Genomic DNA, 17,922 nt, shown 5'->3' on the forward strand with positions numbered 1-17,922 from the left:
ACTTTAGGTACCGGTGAATATTTCACCGGTATTTTTGCGTTTATTAATGGATGCTATATAGCTTTCGCATGTGCCCTCATGCCTGCTTTCCGCAAACAAATATAATCATCTTTTCCATCAACAGCCCCCGCCTTGGTGTGATAGACTGGAAAAAAGTATGGTCAGTTTAGCATTTACCGTATACTTTTTAACTCATAAACGTTAAGGAGGATTTCATGCAGACCTTATTTCGTTATAACTGGATGGTACGCGAGGAATGGTACAAATGGTGTGAGGAGCTGCCGGAGGAAGAACTGCTGAAGCCGCGTGTGGGCGGGGTTGGCGGGATTCTAAAGACACTTTTCCACATCGCCGATGTGGAGTGGAGCTGGATCATGGTGATGGAGGGTAAGCCTGACTTTCAGGAGGATTTCGCTGAGTTCAGTAGCCTGCAGAAGGTTAGAGAGCTGGATGCCCGCTTCCGGCCAGAGGTGGAGCAGTTTGTGCTGGCCTGGAATGATGGGCTGGAGCGGAATATATTGATGAATGAACGGAGAGATGGAACAGTGGTGGCCGATACCTGGGGCGAGATTATGCGCCATATCATCGCCCATGAGATTCATCATGCGGGTCAGTTGTCTGTTTGGGCCAGAGAGGTCGGCAAGCAGCCGCCTTCCGCCAATCTGATTGGCCGGGGGCTTGCGGATATTCAGCTATAGCCGGAGCTGCTACATGCCGCGCGGAAACCACAGATGGCGCAGATCGACCCAGCCCTGGCTGTTGAAGGTGACGCCGCGCACGGAAGGCAGATAAGCAGTCTCGGCTGGCTTTTCGTACAAAATATGCAGTTGATGCTCACGTGTCAGCCTGTCCTCAATGCGCTTGAAGCCCTCGGCTCTTGCCAGGGGATCAGGCTCACGCGTGATTAGGTTCAGCATGCCCTCAATATCGGCCCGGGTACGCGGCTCGATGTGCTGGGACAACGTCAGATACAGATCGAACAGCCGAAGCTGCTCATCCTGATCCCGGAGCAGGGAGAAGACGATAAGATCGGACTCCAGGCGGATGGGGCCTTTGAATTCTTCAGGTGAGACGGACTGGACATTGCAAGCATAACCATGCTGTACCAGCCGCTCCGCAATATGATCGGCATCGGCGGCATACTGCGGAATTGTGGCAATTTGCAAGGTAACGGAGGAGCCTGCGGCAGCCCTCGGGTGAGCGCACATCGCTTCATCCAGACAAGACAAAATATCCGCCCGGAGCAGAGGATCGTTCAGCGGTCCTTTTTTCTTTGTGTTGCAGGTGACAAATTTGCGGACAGAGGATTCGGAATGGATCCGGCTCCAGATCGTTCCGTCTTCAAGTGAAGGATTCGGGATGACATGGAAGGCTGGGCCAGTATCCGGCAGTGTGGAGTCCACTCCAAGCGGCACATGGAGGATTTCCACCCGGTCCAGATGGGCCCGTCCCTGAAAATAATAAGGGAACACCTCCAGCACGCAGAGCTCCTCGCTCATCTCCACCACCTTGAAGGGACCGGTGCCTACCGGCCTGCGTCCAAAGGCAGCTTCGCCGATGGACTCCAGATCTCTCGGAACAATGGCCGCCCGGCTGGTGCACAGAAACGGGAGAAACAGCTCGTTCGGCTTCCGCAGCAGAATGCGGACGGTGGAAGGATTCAGTGCCTCTACCTCCGCAATTTCCTTGAAAATAGAGCTGTACAGCGTCCGCTGCGAGGTCAACATCAGCCGCTCGAATGAATAGACCACATCCTCCCCGGACAGCACCTTTCCATGATGGAACAGCACCTCTTTGCGCAGATGAAAGGTCCAGGCCGTGCGGCTGCTGTCCGTTTCCCAGGCGTGGGCGAGGCCGGGAACGATCCGGCCCCGTTCGCCGCTGCGGCTTACCAGACCATCAAACACATGGCTTGATACAAACGATTCGGCCAGCAGATTCATGTACAAAGGATCAAAGGTATGGAGCTGCTGAGTAACCGGAAGCCGGAGCGTATCAATCTGCTTGTCGCTGCGGATTTCGGAATGATGCCCGAAATAGGCCAGCAGCCAGCCCTGAAGCGTATCCTGGAGCGAGGAGGAGCGGGCGTGCCCGCGGATTCCCTCTATAGCGCTGCTGATCTCCTTGCTGCTGATGGCCTGCATCATGGATTCGAGGGCGATGTCCTCCGCACTCGCCAGAAAGACCAGCGTCGAGCGTTTTCCCCGCCCCCGGCTGGGCGTCCAGGCGATCCAGCCCTGTGCGGCCATTTTATTGATAATATGCAGGGCATTGCGGTGGGTGCATTCCAGTGTCAGCGCCAGTTCATCCAGGGTAACCGAGATTTCGGCCGCCCCGCCATAATGTGAATGGAGCTTGAGAAATTGACTGTGCAGCTTCATTAGCTAAGGCCTCCTCGTGCAAAATAGGAAATAATCCGCGTTTTCTTTCTCTTTTTTTTCTTATTTTATCAGCTAAAATCAGGATAAGATAGTAAGAAGATGGGGGTATTTACCATGAGTGATCAAGCGGTACCAAAACCGGAACGGGCTATCCAGGCCTTAGTGGCTGCATTTCTGCTGGCAATCGTCCACCAGTACCTGTTCTATGGTAAGATGGCGGGAATTTCATTGCCGATCTTCGTATGTCTGTTCTATGCTTATATGCTCTATTTTGCCAAAGACAAGCTGCGCAAGCCTACAGCATTCAGCTATGTCTGGCTGGGGGCGGTGTTTCTGCTCTCCCTAACGTATGTGCTGTTTGCCAACTGGATTTTCTTCGGGCTGAATTCGCTGGTTCTGCCGGCGCTAATCTTATTACATATGACCTACATGCTTAGCTACAAGCAGCCGTCATGGAGCGGATTCGGGCTGATCGGCGCGGCGCTGGAGCATTTTTTTACCCAAGGCTTGCGGCACTGGGCTACCGTCTTCAAGATCATCCGCAAACCCGGCAGTAAGATGGAGGACGAACGCAAGCGGGTGCTGTACAAAGTGCTGATCGGGCTGGGGATTTCTTTTCCGCTGCTGGTCGTTGTAATGTCATTGCTCTCCTCGGCGGACGGTGTGTTCCATCAGATGCTGGCGGAGCTTCCGCAATATTTGGAACGGATTTCTTTTGGCGAAGGTTTCGCACGGGTATTGTGGATTGTTCTCCTTGGCATGGGAATGTTCGGCTTTGTCTGGGGTTTCGTGGATCATAAGGTGTATGAGTGGAACCCGAAGCCGATGCTGAATATGGAAGGCGGGCCTGCGGTGGAGCCGGTTTCCGATCTGTTCCCTGACCCCTTGTCGCTGCGGGTAGATCCGGTAATCATCACTACGATCCTAACGGTAATCAATACGGTGTATGTGTTGTTCGTAAGCGTGCAGTTCTCCTACCTGTTCGGTGCCTGGGAGGGGATACTGCCGGAGGGAAGCACGTATGCCGATTATGCGCGGAGCGGTTTTGTGGAGCTGATTGTGGTGACCTCGATCAATTTCGCCATTCTGCTGCTATCGCTGCACTCGGTAGGGGAGAAGAAAGGCCTGCTGCCAAAAACAGTGAATTTCCTGCTCTATATCCTCGTGCTCTGCTCTATGGTCATGCTGTACTCCGCCTATTCCCGGCTGACGCTGTACGAAGAAGCCTATGGATACACGTATATTCGTTTCCTGGTGCATGCCTTTATGGTTTTCCTTGGGCTGCTGCTCGTGATTGCCGCGGTGCGGATCAGTAAGGTAAGGTTCCCGCTCGCCAAATGTTACATTCTGCTTGGGCTGCTGTCCTATGTGCTGATCAACTTTATCGGGATGGATGCCATTATCGCGGAACAAAATATCCAGCGGTACGAGGCAAGCGGCAAGCTGGATACGAGTTATTTGGAGAGGCTGTCACCGGACGTTGTACCGAAGCTGATTGCCTTCAGCAAGCAGGAGAACGGCAAGCTGGACGCCATTCTGCACAATAAGCGCGAGGATTATGCGCAAGTCACACGAAAGTGGCCTTCCTTCAATCTGGCAAAGTTTCGCGCGGAGCGGGCCCTGGATCAATATTTTGCAAAATAGCTGCTGTCATTAGGCAACGGAAGACCGTCTATTCCTGCTTTGGCCGGAAGGACGGTCTTTTTGGCGTGGTGTGGCCGTTTGCAGCAGGCTGCTCCTCCAGTTCAAATGCTCGCCTTGTACTTTCAGCGAATGCTCAGTTTAACTTCAGATGAATTTAAGCCTTCTGCAGTAGGATGAAAGCACTAGAAGCACAGGAGTCACAGAATACATACAGATCTGGAGGAATACATATGTTTACAAAAATACGCGCCAAAATCCTGTTCGGCTTCGCCGCAGTTATTGTTGTGTTTATCGCTGCCATTGCCGGAAACACGCTCTTCCAGGGCAAGGTCACCATGCTGAGCGATGAGATTAACCGCAACTACAGCAAGCTGTCGCTGGTGCAGGAGCTGACAGACAAGATCCGCACGGCGGATGGCCTGGCTGCAAGATATGTGATGAGCAATACGGATGAGGAAAGAAAGACATATCTCACCGGCTACGAGGCCAAGGCTCCTGAGATTACCGAGGCGATTGCGGAGCTTAAGAAGACCGGGCTTAATGACGCGGAGCTGTCCGGGCTTACTACGCTGGAGAGTGAATGGAGCAATTATCTCACGGTGCTGGAGAGCGCTTTTGCCAAGGCCAAAGCAGGGGAATTCCCGAATGCGCAAAAAGAGTTCACCAACCTTTCGCTGGATAAAATCATTGAGTCCCAGTTGGTTTTTGAAAATGTGCTCAGTGAAGAAATTCAGAAGGAGCAGACCCAGGCGGCCAGTCACCGTAACTCGGCGATGGCTATCAGCTTTGGCGTGACAGGACTGTCGGTGCTGCTGGCTGCAGTCATTGCGCTGCTCCTGTCGGCACGAATTGTGAAGCCGCTCCGCAGTGTGAATGAGCAGCTGCAGGAAATTGCCGAAGGGGACGCGGATCTGACCCGCAAGCTTAGTGTGCGGACGAAGGATGAGATTGGCGAGCTAGCCCGTAACTTCAACAAAATGACGGACAATCTCGCCGCGCTGATCGGACAGGTGAACCAGTCGGCAAGCGGTCTCGCGGCTTCCTCCATCAAGCTTACCTCCGAGAGCGGCGTCACCGCCGAAGCTACGGAAAAGATTGCCGGCATTATGGGCGAGGTTGCTTCCGGCAATGACCGGCAGATGAATGATTTGCAGACGAATATGACAACGATTGTGGAGATGTCCATCGGCATCCAGCAGATTGCCTCCAGCGTGCAGGATATTTCGGAAGCTTCACTGCGTTCAAGTGAGTTCGCCCTTGCCGGTGATGTGTCTCTCCAGGCTGCAGTCAGCCAGATGGACTCGATTAACCGCTCGATTCAGTCTTTGTCTGAACAGGTGCTTGGCTTCGTGGACCGTTCACGTGAAATCGGCAGCATTGTTGATGTTATAAAAGGCATTGCCTCGCAGACCAACATGCTGGCGCTTAACGCAACAATCGAAGCGGCGCGGGCCGGAGAGCAGGGCCGGGGGTTTGCCGTGGTGGCCGATCAGGTCCGCAAGCTGGCGGAGCAATCCGGTGAATCGGCTAGTCTCATCGCCGTGATGGCAGCGGGCATTCAATCCGATGCCGATGATGCGGTGAAGATCATGAAGAACAGCATGAGCGAGGTGCAGGGCGGCACAAGGATCATTGAAGAAGCCGGACGTTCCTTCGGCGAGATTCGCATCTCCATAGATGCCCTGGCCGGTCAGGTGCAGGAGGTATCGGGAGCAGTGGAAGAGATTACAGCGGCAACCGAAGAAATTGTGGAATCCATCCGTACGGTTACGCAAATCTCTGAAACAACGGCATCGAGCACACAGCAGGTCGCCGCCGCTTCACAGGAGCAGATGGCCTCGGTGGAACAAATCGCTTCTTCGGCCGGCGCGCTGAGCTCACTGGCTCAAGGGCTGCAGGGGCTGGTAGCCAGATTTAACGTGTAGCCTAATAGGAAAATTGGCCCTGCCGGAGACGGCGGGGCTTTCTTTTGTCTATAGGACGGCGCAGCCGTGTCCACTTGTTCACACACAATGGTTGTCTTTGTCTGCCCGCCTGTAGATTGAAAGGACAAAGCTGCTGTGCTACAATATGAATGAATTATAATGCATTCATTCACAAAGACGGGGTTGATAGCTATGGAAGATAAAAAAACGGAGCTTTTCAAATGCGGGAAAGAGCTGTTCAGCTCTAAAGGCTTTAAGGACACCAATGTCTCCGACATTACCAAGATGGCAGGGATGGCGGTAGGCACATTTTATAATTATTACGCCTCGAAAGAGAAGCTCTTTATGGAGATTTATTTGAAAGAAAATGAAAAGCTGAAGCAGCACATTATGGAGACGGTTAACCCTGACGAGGAGCCCCTGAAATTGCTCAAAGAAGTATTGGCGCTGAATTATAACGGCATGATTTCGAATCCCATATTGAAGGAATGGTATAACAGGGAGCTTTTCAGCAAGCTGGAGAAGGAGTTTTATGAAAAAGGCGGTATCGAGAGCGTTGATGAATTTACGAATAGCGCTGCAGCCGAGCTGATCAAAAAATGGAAATCTGAAGGGAAAATAAGAAGGGATCTGGACGATGATCTTATCCTTGCCCTCTTAAATTCCATACCCTATATAGATATACATAAGGAGCAGATTGGCATTCAGCATTTCCCGCAGATCATGGATTATTTAGTGGAATTTGTGATGAAGGGCCTGACGGATATTCCGCAATAAAATGAATGCATGTTAAATACACTGAAAAAATGCGGGTGAGTACAATTTTGCTTCACGCGCATTATTTTTTTATCAAAATGAATGAATTTACTTATGTTCATTCATATGATGATTATATATTGAAGAGAGAGGTGCAATTATGAAAACATTGATTATTTACAAATCGGTCCACAAAATGAACACCGCAAAAATCGCAGAGGTTATGGCGCTGGCCATGAACGCAGACATCGCCAAGGTGGAGGACGTCCGGCCGGAAGTGTTGGCCAAATATGATCTGATCGGTTTTGGTTCAGGCATTTATGCTTCCAAGCTCCATAAGAAGATTTTCAAATTCATCCGGAAGATGCCTCCGACGGACAAGAAGGTATTCATTTTTTGCACATCAGGCTCAGGTGAATTTAAAAAGAAAGAGCTGATTACAGAGAAGCTTACGATGAAAGGCTGTACCATCATCGGCGAATTCTACTGTCCCGGGGAATTCAGCCCCTTTGGATTCAACATGGATAAAAAGGGACATCCCGATGAAAATGACCTGGAACGTGCGCGTGTGTTCGCGAAGAGTCTGCTGGAGAATCGACAAGAGCCGGTCCTCAGCGCTACAATGGATGTTAAGCTGCATAAGAAATGAGGAGGCTCTTTCCATGTCATCGCTAGTAGTCAACAATATTACGGAATTGATCGGTGATACGCCAGTGGTCCGTTTGAACCGTCTGACCGGCCCGCAGGATGCCGAGCTGTATGTGAAGCTGGAAATGTTCAACCCCAGTGGCAGCGTAAAAGACCGTGCGGCCTACAATCTGATCCGCCAAGCGGAGCTTGCGGGACTGCTCAAACCCGGCGGAACGATTATTGAGCCTACGAGCGGCAATACCGGCATCGGGCTGGCCATGAATGCCGCAGCCAAGGGCTACAAGGCCATACTTGTTATGCCGGATAATATGACGAAGGAACGGATCAATATTTTGAAGGCGTACGGCGCTGAAGTGGTGCTGACTCCGGCAGCGGAGCGGATGCCCGGGGCCATAGCCAAGGCTCTGGAGCTTGGCAAGGAAATCGCGGGCAGCTTTATTCCCCAGCAGTTCGAGAACCCGGCCAACCCGGACATTCACCGGACAACAACAGCGCTGGAGATTCTGGAGCAGATGGACGGACGGCTGGATGTGTTCGTTGCCACTTCGGGAACCGGGGGAACCATTACGGGAACCGGAGAGGTGCTGCGCCGGGAGCTGCCGGACATCCGTATTGTGGTTGTGGAGCCGCAAGGCTCGCCGGTGCTCTCCGGCGGCCAGCCCGGACCGCATAAGCTGGTTGGAACCAGCCCGGGATTTGTGCCCGCGATTCTGAATACTGAGGTCTATGATGAAATTGTCCAGGTCGCAGATGAGGACGCTCTCGAAATGGTTCGAGTGCTAGCCAGTACGGAAGGGCTGTTGATCGGACCTTCCGGCGGTGCGGCGGTATGGACGGCGCTGCAGGAAGCGCGGAGGCTGGGCAGTGGCAAGCGGGTCCTCTGCATTGCCCCCGATACGGGTGAACGTTATCTTAGCATGGGGATTTTCTAACTTGGGAGTGGAGGGAATTGAATGCTGAGGCGATTAGGGACTTTAATGGCGGTGCTCGTGCTGCTGTCAGGATGCTCCTCACAGCGTGGGAATGCTGAGGAAGGGGGCAAGCCTACCGCTTCGCCGTCTGCCGAAGTGCAGGCCACGCCGTCTCCGGCGGCAACGTCTGACCCCGGCGGCAGCAGTGAGCCGGTAGCCTCGGCAGCGCCGGTGGCTTATCTGGATACCGCCAAGCTGACATCCAGCTTTGGATTTGCCGACGGCACCGGCAAGCATATTCTTGCCACAGCGGAGAATGAAGGAGAGCTGGAACGGATGAAATCGCTGAATACGGCTGTCGGCAATAACGGCCAGACTCTTGCGGTAAAGTTCGAGAAATGGCAGCATGGAACTGCTAACAGCAACGGCAGAGATATGGCGAATAATTTCGCCAATCTGTCCGGATATGTTTTTACGGTTCAGGAAGGCAGCGCCTTGACGGATCAGACCTATTACCTGGCTGACTCCGCTGAATTTAATCTCCAGTCATTGCTGGCCGTTAAGCCGGCAAGCGGAGAGCAGCAGCTTGGGGCGGATGACCCTGTGCGGAAAGACATTGCTGCGCTTAAGCAGCGGGATATTCAGTCGATCTGGAAGCTTGCGGATCTGCCGGAAGAGCGGCAGCTCTATCTGGTTCAGTTCGTGAGACTGGATAAGGATATGCTGTTCAGTCTCGCTTTGCAGGAAGGTACGGAGCTTAGCTTTATGGATTATCCCGCTGAAATCAAGGATGATGCATATTCAGTATGGCGCGTGGATGATGGCGGCGAGGTGACCCCGGATATGTTCTCTCTGTTGTTTGCCGCCAAGACGGCAAGCGGGCTGGCACTTGGTTTGGAATGGTGGGGAGCGGAGGGTGTGAATTCCTTCTTCCTGCTCCAGCAAGGAAAGAGTTTCAAGGAAATGGATATTCAATATAGCCGGTATACCTCACCGATATAGGGAATATTGGGTGCGGCTTGCGGCAGAGCTTGGGAGTAATTCTGCTGGATTGTTGTAGAGCTGGATCACATTGACCTGACGATTCAAAAAGGCGATGTAGTCGCGGTAATCGGTTCGTCGGGCGCCGGCAAATCCACGCTGCTGAGATCCATCAACCTGCTTGAAGTGCCGGATGAAGGAACCATTACGATTGACGAGCTGACGGTGAACATTGCCAAGAAAACCAAAGCGGATGTACTGGAGCTAAGGAAAAGTACGGCGATGGTATTTCAGCAGTTCAATCTGTTTCGGCTGAAGACGGCGCTGGAGAACGTTATGGAAGGCTTAATTGTGGTCAAAAAAATACCGAAGGAGCAGGCGCGCCAAATCGCCGCCGGGAAGCTTGCAAGAGTTGGTCTGTCAGATAGGGCGGATCATTATCCCAAGCAACTGTCCGGCGGACAGCAGCAGCGGGTTGCGATTGCCAGGGCGCTTGCTATGCAGCCGAAAATTCTTTTGTTCGATGAGCCTACTTCTGCACTGGACCCGGAGCTTGTCGGCGAGGTGCTGGATACGATCAAGAAGGCGGCGGAAGAAGGCAACACGATGCTGCTGGTCTCCCACGAAATGAATTTCGTCCGTAAAGTGGCTACCAGGGTTCTGTTTCTGGATCAGGGCGTTATTGTGGAAGACGGGACGCCGAATGAAGTATTCTCAAAGCCGAAATCCGAACGGACCAAGCAATTTCTGGCGAATTATTACCGGGACCAGGAACCGGAATTTGCAATTTAGAAGAAAAGAGAGGATTATTCCTAAATAGGGAATAGTCCTCTTTTTTTGAAATAGAAGAATTTATATGTTTCACGCTATAAATTATCCTTCTATTTCTCGCTGAAACGGATACCTGAAAGCGATACGGAGTATCGCTGCTTCGGAAGCATAGGCTTCTTTTAAGGACGGCGTAGCCGTTTCCACTTACTGTGGAAATTTTAAATACTTAATTTTGTAACATTTATCGGTTGCCTATAGCCCGAAAGAGTCATGTGGGTATTGCTGCGGTAATGATATTGTAAATATTAGGATTTTGGGAGGGGACAGCAACGTATACGAGAATCAAAGTGCTTATCCTGCTGCTGCCTACAGTAATGGTCGGGATTTGGGAGGTTGTGCGCCATCAGTTCCTGATGCCCTATATCTCTATGGATATGGGCAATTACTTGACGCCTGTGCTTGTGTTTCTGTTCAGCATCGTACTGCTGGTGCCGCTGTTCACAATGATGGAACGGAACGGGCGGGAGCTGGAGCAGGAGCGGGCGCAGAAGACGGCAATGGAAGCGAGAGACACGCTGGCAAAAGAGCTGCATGATGGAATGGCGCAATCATTATTCCTGCTCTCTGTGCGGATTGAGCGTCTGGAGCAGAGCCGCAAGAACGGTGAGATCAGCGCGGACAGCATTGACCAGATCAAAAAAACCGTGCATGAGGTCAACCGTTATGTCCGTGAGGCCATATCCAATCTCAAGGTTCCCGTTTCCGGCCAGCAGCCGTTTTCGCTTGCGCAGTCGGTTCAGGAGCAGCTCACGCATATTGCCAGAGAGGTTTCGATTGATGTTCTGCTTGACTGGAAGCTGCCGGAGGAGGCCCTAAGTCCCGCAGAACAGGCAGAGCTGCTGGCCTGCATCCGCGAGGCGATGATTAATGTACGCAAGCACACCCGGGCGGGCAAGGTAGCTATTTCCGGTCTGGGCAGCGCAGAGCAGTGGGGGGTTGCTATTACCGACGACGGTGCAGGGATTGAGCATGAGGACCCTTTTGCGGTGAGCGGCAGCTATGGGCTGCGGATTATGAAGGAACGTGCTGAAGGTATGGGCTGGCTCCTGGCGCTGAAGTCAGGCGAGTATGGGACTCTTATAGAGATTACAAAAGGGGGAAGCTCCATATGAACCGCTGCCGGGTACTCGTAGTCGATGATCATGCCCATGCCCGTGAGGCGATGTGCGAAATTTTGGCGATGGATGAGCGTTTTGAGGTGATTGGCGCAGTGGAGAGCGGCGCCGAGGCGATTGTCTGGACCGGGCAGTGGATGCCTGATCTGATTCTAATCGATATCGGAATGCCGGGAATGGACGGTCTGGAGACGACCAAGCGGATCAAACAGGAATACCCCTATGTCAAAATCGTCATCGTGACGGTGTCGGACGAAATTTCCAATTTGTTCGAAGCGCTGAAGCAAGGCGCGCAGGGCTATCTGCTGAAGAATTTGGCTCCTTCAACCTGGATCGAATACTTGCAGGCGATTGTCAGTGAGGAGGTTCCACTGAGCCGGGAGCTGGCTTTTCAGATTCTGAAGGAATTTGCGCTCACCTCTGTCAAGGAAGAGCGGGAAGCATTGACGGTGCGGGAGAAGGAAATACTGGGCTGTGTATCCTCCGGCTCCACCAACAAGGAGATCGCAGCTAGCCTGGGCATCTCCGAGCATACGGTCAAAAACCATCTCAAGAATATTCTGCAAAAGCTCCAGCTCCAGAACCGCACTCAGCTTACACGATACGCTCTGGAGCAGGGACTTGCTTCGCGGGGACGGGACTTCCCGGGGAAAAGATAAAGACAAAAATATACGTAAATGAGGGGTAACATGAACCAACTGCTTCGCAAATTAATGACACTCGCTGCTCCGGCAGCGGCACTTCTGCTGGTGCTCGCCACTATGGCCAGCGCGCATGTAACGGTCAGTCCGGCTGAGTCGGCCACCGGTGCATGGGAGACCTATACACTCAAAGTGCCTTCGGAGAAGGATGCTGCCACTATACAGGTTGACCTGCGCATCCCGGAGGGAGCGGAGTTCAAGCAATACGAGGCGGCACCAGGCTGGGACGTTACCATAGAAGGCAACAAAGTAAGCTGGATCGCTAACGGCAAGGGCATCCAGGCCGGACAGTTCCAGCGCTTCTACTTCACTGCCAAAAACCCGGACGCTGCCGGCGAGCTTGCCTGGAACGCCTATCAGCATTATGCCGATGGCAGCGTAGTCCAGTGGTCCGGTGAGGAAGGCTCAGAAACACCGCATTCCATCACGGAGATCGTGCAGGCGGCTGGGGGAGACAGCCATGCTCACGGTTCGATGGATGATCATAGTTCGATGAACATGGGGGCGGAAACAGATAAAGCGCAGGAGAAGCCTGCAACCCCGGCAGCCGTCTATGTGGCACTGGGAGTATCCATCCTGTCGCTGCTGCTGTCGATTGCCGGTTTGTTCCGCAGTCCGCATGCCTGATACGGGAAAAAGGTGAATCGTTCACATGATAGGAGGGTGTTCCGGGAGCCATTCATGGCAATTGGGACACTCTTTCCTGTCCTTAGGAGTTAATTATGGAGGATTATGTAAAAGGATAGCGAATATAACTCTATTAAGCCGGGCACTTTTTACAAGCATTTTATATGCTTTTTACAAGCCTATAAGGAGGACGAAGATCATGGCGCTTCAAGCGGAAACTCTGGTAGAAGAATGGCTGAACAAGAAGGGGTATTTTACCATCCGGGGTATTAGAGAGAAGCTGAACGAAATTGACTTTCTTGCCGTCCGCAACAATGGAGATGAGGGCTGGGAGTACATTCATTGCGAGGTGCAGGTCAGCGTACGGCCGGTGGCGTACATCAGCAAGCTGACGAAATCGCAGATGGAGAAGCTGGGAGCGAAGTCGAAGACCAGTGCTAAAGTGAGAAACTCTGAGAGCATCAAGGACAGTGTGAAGGCCTGGGTCGAAATCAAATACACCTCGGATAAAAAGAAGAAATTGCGGGACACGCTGGCCGGCGGTGCAGATTGGCAATATTGGTTCGTGCATGGCAAAGTGAAGGATACACGTGAGCTGGACTGCATCCGTGAAGAGGGAGTGAAGCTGATCGCGATCAAGGATGTCCTTCAGGAGCTCACACAAAACAACACAGATCACAGCTTCTCGGCAGCTTCGGCCGGGGACCTGGTGGAGCTGATAAATCTTCTGAACGCGGAAGAGCCATTGGCGGAGGAGGAGGCGTGATGATCCGCGGAACTATATGTAGATGCGTGCAATGATAATACTTGTAAAATAGCCTCGGACGATATGAGCGTCCGAGGCTATTAGTACTGCATTTAGGCTGCTGTGCTAGAGGTATTTGCGTAGGGGTTCGTCGTATCAATCCTCCTGATCCTTAACGAGGGACGGACCGTAAAGCCTTTACTTTCCCGAAAGGGATACATTTAGCTGGGCTAACAGACCGTAACGCGCTTATCGCCTCTTCGGCAGGTATATTTAGGGTGAATGTCCGCACTTAAAGGCTCTGGAGTCCGTTCACCTGCGGAAAAATGACTTCCAGTAGAAATAAGAGCGGCTGAGTCCGTTACAACTCTTCCGATCAGGAGATGATTCTGACGATCTACTAGAGCGATCTGTCATCCGGCGAGTTTTTCTTGGAAGCGTCTTTGTCCATCTGAGACGGGTTAAAAGAGACAACAGCTTCGCCCTTTTCATTCCGGGACACACTGTAGGTTCCTGCAGACGGCTGCCGGGGCTGGCCATTACTGCTCACATATTCATCAACTTGACGGGAGGCTGAGGACGCTTGTTGATTTTCCGCCTGATCCTTCGGTGCCTCCTCAGAGGTTGAAGCCTTTGCTCTCAACTGTTGGATTTTCTTATCCAAATCCTTGATCTTTTTATCTATGGAATCATAAGTTTGGCTTTGTTTTAATGAAAACGGGCTTTTTTCTTTCTGCTTTTCCTGCTCAAGCTGTGCTTTCTGCTGCTCCAATGCTTTAATATCCTGCTCAACGTTTTTTGAACCGCCCCCGATTGGTTTTTGCGGAGCGTGGGCCCCAATACTACTGACATTCATATGTAAAACCTCCTTTTATCTTTGAAAACACACTTAGCATAATCAGCAGCTTATGTCATTTCAATAGATTTGGAATCAGATGCTGTCTGAGTGTAGTGGAATGATAAAAGGACATTCAATTTATACATTTGAGGGGTGCTTTCTACGCTGACCGCTCCATTATACTTTTCAGCGACAGCCCGAATGTTTCGCAGGCCAATGCCGGAGCCTCTGGCGTGTGTACTTTCCCCGTTGCAGCTATTTTCAATTTCGATCATAAAAAAATCCCCTTTTTGAACCGCATAAATAATTATGTATTGGTCCGATCCTTCAGTGGGGGTACAGGCTTTTATGGCATTATCAACGGCGTTTGAAAAAATGATGCACAGATCCATCTCATCTATTGCGTCTCCGGAGGGAATCTTCATGGTGCAGTCTACGCGGATGCCTTTTTGCTGCGCCAGCCCTAATTTGCTAGATAACAGCATATCAATGACCATGTTTCCAGTTTGGCAGGGGAAGGAAAACGTATCTGAGGCCATTTCCAGCTTATTTAAGTATTCCGACGCCTTTTCATTTTCTCCTGTTTTTAAAAGCCCGCGCAGCACCGTCCAGTGACTTTTGATGTCATGCCGAAAAGCTCGGGTCTGCTCATACCGGGTTTGTACCTCCTGCATATAATCCTTTTGCGTATCCACCTGTTGCTCTAACAGTGTGTTTCGCATTTGCAGTTCAAAGGCCTCAGATAGTTTCTGATAGGCAAAAAGCACGGCTAACAGACAAACAAAAGCCGCAATTTGGATGAGTAGCATTTCCCAATCATTTATGCTTGAGAAAAGGCGGGCTCCGTTTCGGTTGAAAGCGGCGGTAGTCATAAAAACATACTGCACAACAAGCAAAACAAACAGGATTGGCAGTAACAGAATCAGTACATACGGATTCATGGGAGTTTTTCTCAGGTCAAATGACTTTACTACATACCGGTAACAAAATGTTATTGCAAGCAAGTTGCATATTAGTAAAACAGCATTCATATACGGGGAAAATGCATAAATGATGCTGGATAAGGATTGGAAAATACCGTTTACCACCTGCATCATACTTATGGTCAATATGGCTGTAATTGCTGATAAAGCCGGAGTACATCGCAAAATAAGACACCCGAATCCGAATAGTGCGGCCAGCTCTAAAATAGTCGAGTTCGGAAACGATACGCGCAGTTGTATTTCTGTGGCATACAAAAAATACATCATTAATACATATGTGAAATAGTGAACCCATTTCAAACTTTTATTGATAAATTTTCCGAAAAAATTAATCTCAAGCCAAGCTAAGCTGCCGTTCAAAATACAAAAATAGAAGAAGAAATCAAACCATTTATTTGGTAGGTTGAACATTTCCATAATATCTTCGTTCTTCTTTCATATAGTTTAAAACTGCCTTTGCAAAATCTTGCTGCCGAAGCCTTGAAATCGGAAGATTATCTCCATTCTCTAATCTTGCCGTTCCATGTTCATAGCTGCAAACGTACTGAAGGTTAACCAAATAACTGCGATGACATCTGAAGAAAAAGGGTTTTAGCTGTTTTTCCAATTCTTCTATTTTGAAATAGTATTCAATTACCGTTTGCTTGGTATGAACAACAATTTTTCTGTTAATGGCCTCGCAGTATAAAATATCTGAAAATCGGATGGATTTGCACCAGGCTCCTGTTTGAATAGTCAAGCTGTGTTTTCTTCGGTCCTCTATGTAATGAAAAATACGGTCCATTGTCCGTATGAAACGGTTATCGTCTATCGGTTTTAATAAGTAGTCCGATGCTTCCACCGTGAAAGCGTCAAACACATATTCCTTCAACACGGTGACAAAAACAAGCATACTCTCTGAACCTGCCTGCCGTAATTGTTGCGCTGCTTCCATACCGGTGATGCCGCCCATTTGTATGTCAAGGAAAATAATATCGAAGGATTCCTTGCTATCAAGCAGCGCTTCAGCATGTGAAAAAGGGAAGACCTGACTGGAATAATTGGTATTTTTCATATAAGTAGCGATTTTATTTGTTAATTCGGACAGCATGATATGCTCATCATCACAGACAGCAATACTAATCAAGGATTTCATCTCCACTGTACATCGGATTTCAATTCAAGCATACAGATATCTAGCATACAGATATCAACGTACCGATGCAATCGGAATGATGTGAAATGCAGTTTTATGATCATCAAATGCAAAAGCGCACGCGAAGAGCATTAATTAAAATGAAAGGAGCCTCAGATGGTTCTCTGAGGCTTCTTTGCATAAATGAGATTGAATTATTGCAGCTATTTTGGGGTCTGGTCGTAACTGCGGGGAATGTTTGAACTTCCGGCCGCTGTTATGATTGAATTTCCTAATTTAAACCGCTGATCGCGGTATAACAAATAACGTGACATGTTAGCTTTCTGGTGAAGCCGATTTGACTTCTGTCTTGGTAAGAGAGTATCTTATAACGAAAACAGATTATGGAAGGAGCAGTATGAAGGATTTGAAGATCCTCTTCATCATAGGAATTATTGTCATCGTACTTATTGTGCTGGCGCTGGGCGTGGAGCGGCTCAGACCGAAACAGGCGGAAGTCGCTGCCTCTTCGGGCATGCCGTACGATTTGGTTACTACCTTCAAGGGTGACACCGGAACGAGCCGGGCCTTCACCTGGTTTACTGCAGATCCCGGCGCTGCCGGATGGCTTGAGGTTGTAAAGGGCGGGGCAGCAGCTTTTGCAGGAGGAATTCCGCTTAAGGCTGAGGCCGTAAATACAGTCATCCAGACAGATGCCGGTGCAAGAGGTGTACATAAGGCGGAAATATCGGGGCTTGAGCCGGGAACCCTGTATTCTTACAGAGTGGGCAGCGGAGCGGAAGGGGAATGGAGTGATGTCGCCGAGTTCAGAACAGCGGAAGCGGGCAGCGGCAAGGTGACGTTAATTAACGTGACTGATTCGCAGGGAGTTACTTCTGCTGACTTCAAGCTATGGGGCAAGACGCTGGACAAGGCGTTTCAGACCTTCCCGGCTGCGCAGTTTATCGTGCATAACGGTGACCTGACGGAGGAGCCGGAGAAGTCAGCAGGCTGGGACCAGTTCTTCGGGAATGCACAGAGATGGACCACAGGCGTTCCGCTCATGCCGGTTACGGGCAATCATGATGAGGTGGATGGAGACGCAGCGGGCTATACCTCGCATTTTAATCTGCCGGACAACGGGGCGAAAGGTTCCATAGCAGGAACCTCGTATTCTTTTGACTATGGCGTTGTCCATGTGGCTGTGCTGAATACGGAGAGCAATCTGAAGCAGCAGGCCGAGTGGCTGAAGAAGGACCTTGCGGGCACGGATAAGAAGTGGAAAATCGTAGCGATGCACCGTCCTGCCTATGGCGGGAACACCTACAAGAAGGTGGAGGATTGGACGGAGATTTTTGACAAATATCAGGTGGATTTGGTGCTGCAGGGACACAACCATGAATATTCCAGATCCTATCCGCTGTATGGCGGGAAAATCGTTCCCGAACAAAAGAATTCGGGCAGCGTCCGAAGAGGTACGGTGTATGTAGTCACCAACGCTTCCGGCGCAAAGTTTAACGAGAAGAAAAACGATCAGTTCTACCATAAGGTTCACTTCCAGAACAACAAGCAAATGTTCGCCGGAATAACCGTAAGCGGCAATACGCTAACCTATCAGGCCTATGCTGTAGACGGCAGTAAGCTGGATGAGTTTGTGCTCCGTCATTAACCCTGACAAGACTCTTCTGAAAGGATGCAGAAGGGTCTTTTTTGGATGAT

The 17,922-nt window shown here is 50.6% G+C and carries 17 protein-coding genes; 13 read left to right on the top strand and 4 right to left on the bottom strand.

All coding sequences use genetic code 11. The annotated features are described in order from the left end of the window. The first annotated feature begins 215 nt into the window (after nt 1-215). Nucleotides 216-698 (top strand): DinB family protein, encoded by a 483-nt coding sequence (locus tag ACX1DY_RS06625; RefSeq protein WP_458963387.1) that lies wholly within the window; start codon nt 216-218, stop codon nt 696-698. Nucleotides 699-707: 9 nt separating this feature from the next. On the opposite strand, the gene ACX1DY_RS06630 is transcribed toward ACX1DY_RS06625, so the two are convergent. Further along, a complete protein-coding gene (locus ACX1DY_RS06630) occupies nt 708-2,381 on the bottom strand; it encodes an ABC transporter substrate-binding protein (protein ID WP_458963388.1) in 1,674 nt (557 codons plus the stop codon). Between the two features lie 114 nt (nt 2,382-2,495). Here ACX1DY_RS06630 and ACX1DY_RS06635 point away from each other — a divergent pair, with 114 nt between their 5' ends. The 11 genes from ACX1DY_RS06635 (at nt 2,496) to ACX1DY_RS06685 (ending at nt 13,289) form a co-directional block, all read left to right on the top strand. After that, nucleotides 2,496-4,025 (top strand): DUF4153 domain-containing protein, encoded by a 1,530-nt coding sequence (locus ACX1DY_RS06635; RefSeq protein ID WP_458963389.1) that lies wholly within the window; start codon nt 2,496-2,498, stop codon nt 4,023-4,025. Between the two features lie 230 nt (nt 4,026-4,255). After that, nucleotides 4,256-5,950: a methyl-accepting chemotaxis protein gene (locus tag ACX1DY_RS06640; protein WP_458963390.1), complete on the top strand. Its 1,695-nt coding sequence runs from the start codon at nt 4,256-4,258 to the stop codon at nt 5,948-5,950. A gap of 192 nt (nt 5,951-6,142) precedes the next feature. Further along, a complete protein-coding gene (locus ACX1DY_RS06645; RefSeq protein WP_458963391.1) occupies nt 6,143-6,727 on the top strand; it encodes a TetR/AcrR family transcriptional regulator in 585 nt (194 codons plus the stop codon). Nucleotides 6,728-6,866: 139 nt separating this feature from the next. Continuing rightward, nucleotides 6,867-7,355 carry a flavodoxin domain-containing protein gene (locus tag ACX1DY_RS06650; RefSeq protein WP_458963392.1) on the top strand — a complete coding sequence of 163 codons (489 nt, stop codon included), beginning with the start codon at nt 6,867-6,869 and terminating at the stop codon, nt 7,353-7,355. Nucleotides 7,356-7,368: 13 nt separating this feature from the next. After that, nucleotides 7,369-8,289, top strand: coding sequence for a cysteine synthase A (cysK, locus tag ACX1DY_RS06655; protein WP_458963393.1), 921 nt, complete (start codon nt 7,369-7,371; stop codon nt 8,287-8,289). Between the two features lie 21 nt (nt 8,290-8,310). Beyond that, the gene (locus ACX1DY_RS06660) at nt 8,311-9,270 is read left to right on the top strand and encodes a hypothetical protein (RefSeq protein WP_458963394.1); all 960 of its coding nucleotides are present in this window, start codon (nt 8,311-8,313) and stop codon (nt 9,268-9,270) included. A 48-nt stretch (nt 9,271-9,318) separates the two neighbouring features. Continuing rightward, nucleotides 9,319-10,041, top strand: a complete 723-nt coding sequence (locus ACX1DY_RS06665) for an amino acid ABC transporter ATP-binding protein (protein WP_458963436.1) — start codon at nt 9,319-9,321, stop codon at nt 10,039-10,041. Nucleotides 10,042-10,367: 326 nt separating this feature from the next. Continuing rightward, the gene (locus tag ACX1DY_RS06670; protein WP_458963395.1) at nt 10,368-11,192 is read left to right on the top strand and encodes a sensor histidine kinase; all 825 of its coding nucleotides are present in this window, start codon (nt 10,368-10,370) and stop codon (nt 11,190-11,192) included. Then, nucleotides 11,189-11,854 carry a response regulator gene (locus ACX1DY_RS06675; protein WP_458963396.1) on the top strand — a complete coding sequence of 222 codons (666 nt, stop codon included), beginning with the start codon at nt 11,189-11,191 and terminating at the stop codon, nt 11,852-11,854. The genes ACX1DY_RS06670 and ACX1DY_RS06675 overlap by 4 nt, the downstream gene beginning before the upstream one ends. A 30-nt stretch (nt 11,855-11,884) precedes the next feature. Then, nucleotides 11,885-12,523, top strand: a complete 639-nt coding sequence (locus tag ACX1DY_RS06680) for a YcnI family copper-binding membrane protein (protein ID WP_458963397.1) — start codon at nt 11,885-11,887, stop codon at nt 12,521-12,523. Between the two features lie 199 nt (nt 12,524-12,722). Further along, the gene (locus ACX1DY_RS06685; RefSeq protein WP_458963398.1) at nt 12,723-13,289 is read left to right on the top strand and encodes a hypothetical protein; all 567 of its coding nucleotides are present in this window, start codon (nt 12,723-12,725) and stop codon (nt 13,287-13,289) included. A gap of 379 nt (nt 13,290-13,668) precedes the next feature. Here the strand turns inward: ACX1DY_RS06685 and ACX1DY_RS06690 are convergent, their stop codons facing one another. From ACX1DY_RS06690 to ACX1DY_RS06700, 3 genes are read right to left on the bottom strand one after another with little or no spacing between them, the layout of a single operon-like run. Next, nucleotides 13,669-14,124, bottom strand: a complete 456-nt coding sequence (locus ACX1DY_RS06690; protein ID WP_458963399.1) for a hypothetical protein — start codon at nt 14,122-14,124, stop codon at nt 13,669-13,671. A 50-nt stretch (nt 14,125-14,174) separates the two neighbouring features. Continuing rightward, nucleotides 14,175-15,506 carry a sensor histidine kinase gene (locus ACX1DY_RS06695; RefSeq protein ID WP_458963400.1) on the bottom strand — a complete coding sequence of 444 codons (1,332 nt, stop codon included), beginning with the start codon at nt 15,504-15,506 and terminating at the stop codon, nt 14,175-14,177. Then, a complete protein-coding gene (locus ACX1DY_RS06700; protein ID WP_458963401.1) occupies nt 15,481-16,215 on the bottom strand; it encodes a LytR/AlgR family response regulator transcription factor in 735 nt (244 codons plus the stop codon). The genes ACX1DY_RS06695 and ACX1DY_RS06700 overlap by 26 nt, the downstream gene beginning before the upstream one ends. 406 nt (nt 16,216-16,621) lie before the next feature. Here ACX1DY_RS06700 and ACX1DY_RS06705 point away from each other — a divergent pair, with 406 nt between their 5' ends. Next, complete coding sequence (locus ACX1DY_RS06705; protein WP_458963402.1) at nt 16,622-17,872, top strand: purple acid phosphatase family protein; 1,251 nt, start codon at nt 16,622-16,624, stop codon at nt 17,870-17,872. The last annotated feature ends 50 nt before the right edge of the window (nt 17,873-17,922 follow it).

The organism is Paenibacillus sp. BAC0078, from assembly GCF_054483875.1.

Excerpts from the sequence above, each read along its gene's own strand:
- ACX1DY_RS06640 (WP_458963390.1), top strand. The coding sequence starts at position 4,256 with ATGTTTACAAAAATACGCGCCAAAATCCTGTTCGGCTTCGCCGCAGTT.
- ACX1DY_RS06635 (WP_458963389.1), top strand. The coding sequence starts at position 2,496 with ATGAGTGATCAAGCGGTACCAAAACCGGAACGGGCTATCCAGGCCTTA.
- ACX1DY_RS06645 (WP_458963391.1), top strand. The coding sequence starts at position 6,143 with ATGGAAGATAAAAAAACGGAGCTTTTCAAATGCGGGAAAGAGCTGTTC.
- cysK (WP_458963393.1), top strand. The coding sequence starts at position 7,369 with ATGTCATCGCTAGTAGTCAACAATATTACGGAATTGATCGGTGATACG.
- ACX1DY_RS06630 (WP_458963388.1), bottom strand. The coding sequence starts at position 2,381 with ATGAAGCTGCACAGTCAATTTCTCAAGCTCCATTCACATTATGGCGGG.
- ACX1DY_RS06675 (WP_458963396.1), top strand. The coding sequence starts at position 11,189 with ATGAACCGCTGCCGGGTACTCGTAGTCGATGATCATGCCCATGCCCGT.
- ACX1DY_RS06705 (WP_458963402.1), top strand. The coding sequence starts at position 16,622 with ATGAAGGATTTGAAGATCCTCTTCATCATAGGAATTATTGTCATCGTA.
- ACX1DY_RS06680 (WP_458963397.1), top strand. The coding sequence starts at position 11,885 with ATGAACCAACTGCTTCGCAAATTAATGACACTCGCTGCTCCGGCAGCG.
- ACX1DY_RS06695 (WP_458963400.1), bottom strand. The coding sequence starts at position 15,506 with ATGGAAATGTTCAACCTACCAAATAAATGGTTTGATTTCTTCTTCTAT.
- ACX1DY_RS06625 (WP_458963387.1), top strand. The coding sequence starts at position 216 with ATGCAGACCTTATTTCGTTATAACTGGATGGTACGCGAGGAATGGTAC.
- ACX1DY_RS06650 (WP_458963392.1), top strand. The coding sequence starts at position 6,867 with ATGAAAACATTGATTATTTACAAATCGGTCCACAAAATGAACACCGCA.
- ACX1DY_RS06685 (WP_458963398.1), top strand. The coding sequence starts at position 12,723 with ATGGCGCTTCAAGCGGAAACTCTGGTAGAAGAATGGCTGAACAAGAAG.
- ACX1DY_RS06660 (WP_458963394.1), top strand. The coding sequence starts at position 8,311 with ATGCTGAGGCGATTAGGGACTTTAATGGCGGTGCTCGTGCTGCTGTCA.
- ACX1DY_RS06690 (WP_458963399.1), bottom strand. The coding sequence starts at position 14,124 with ATGAATGTCAGTAGTATTGGGGCCCACGCTCCGCAAAAACCAATCGGG.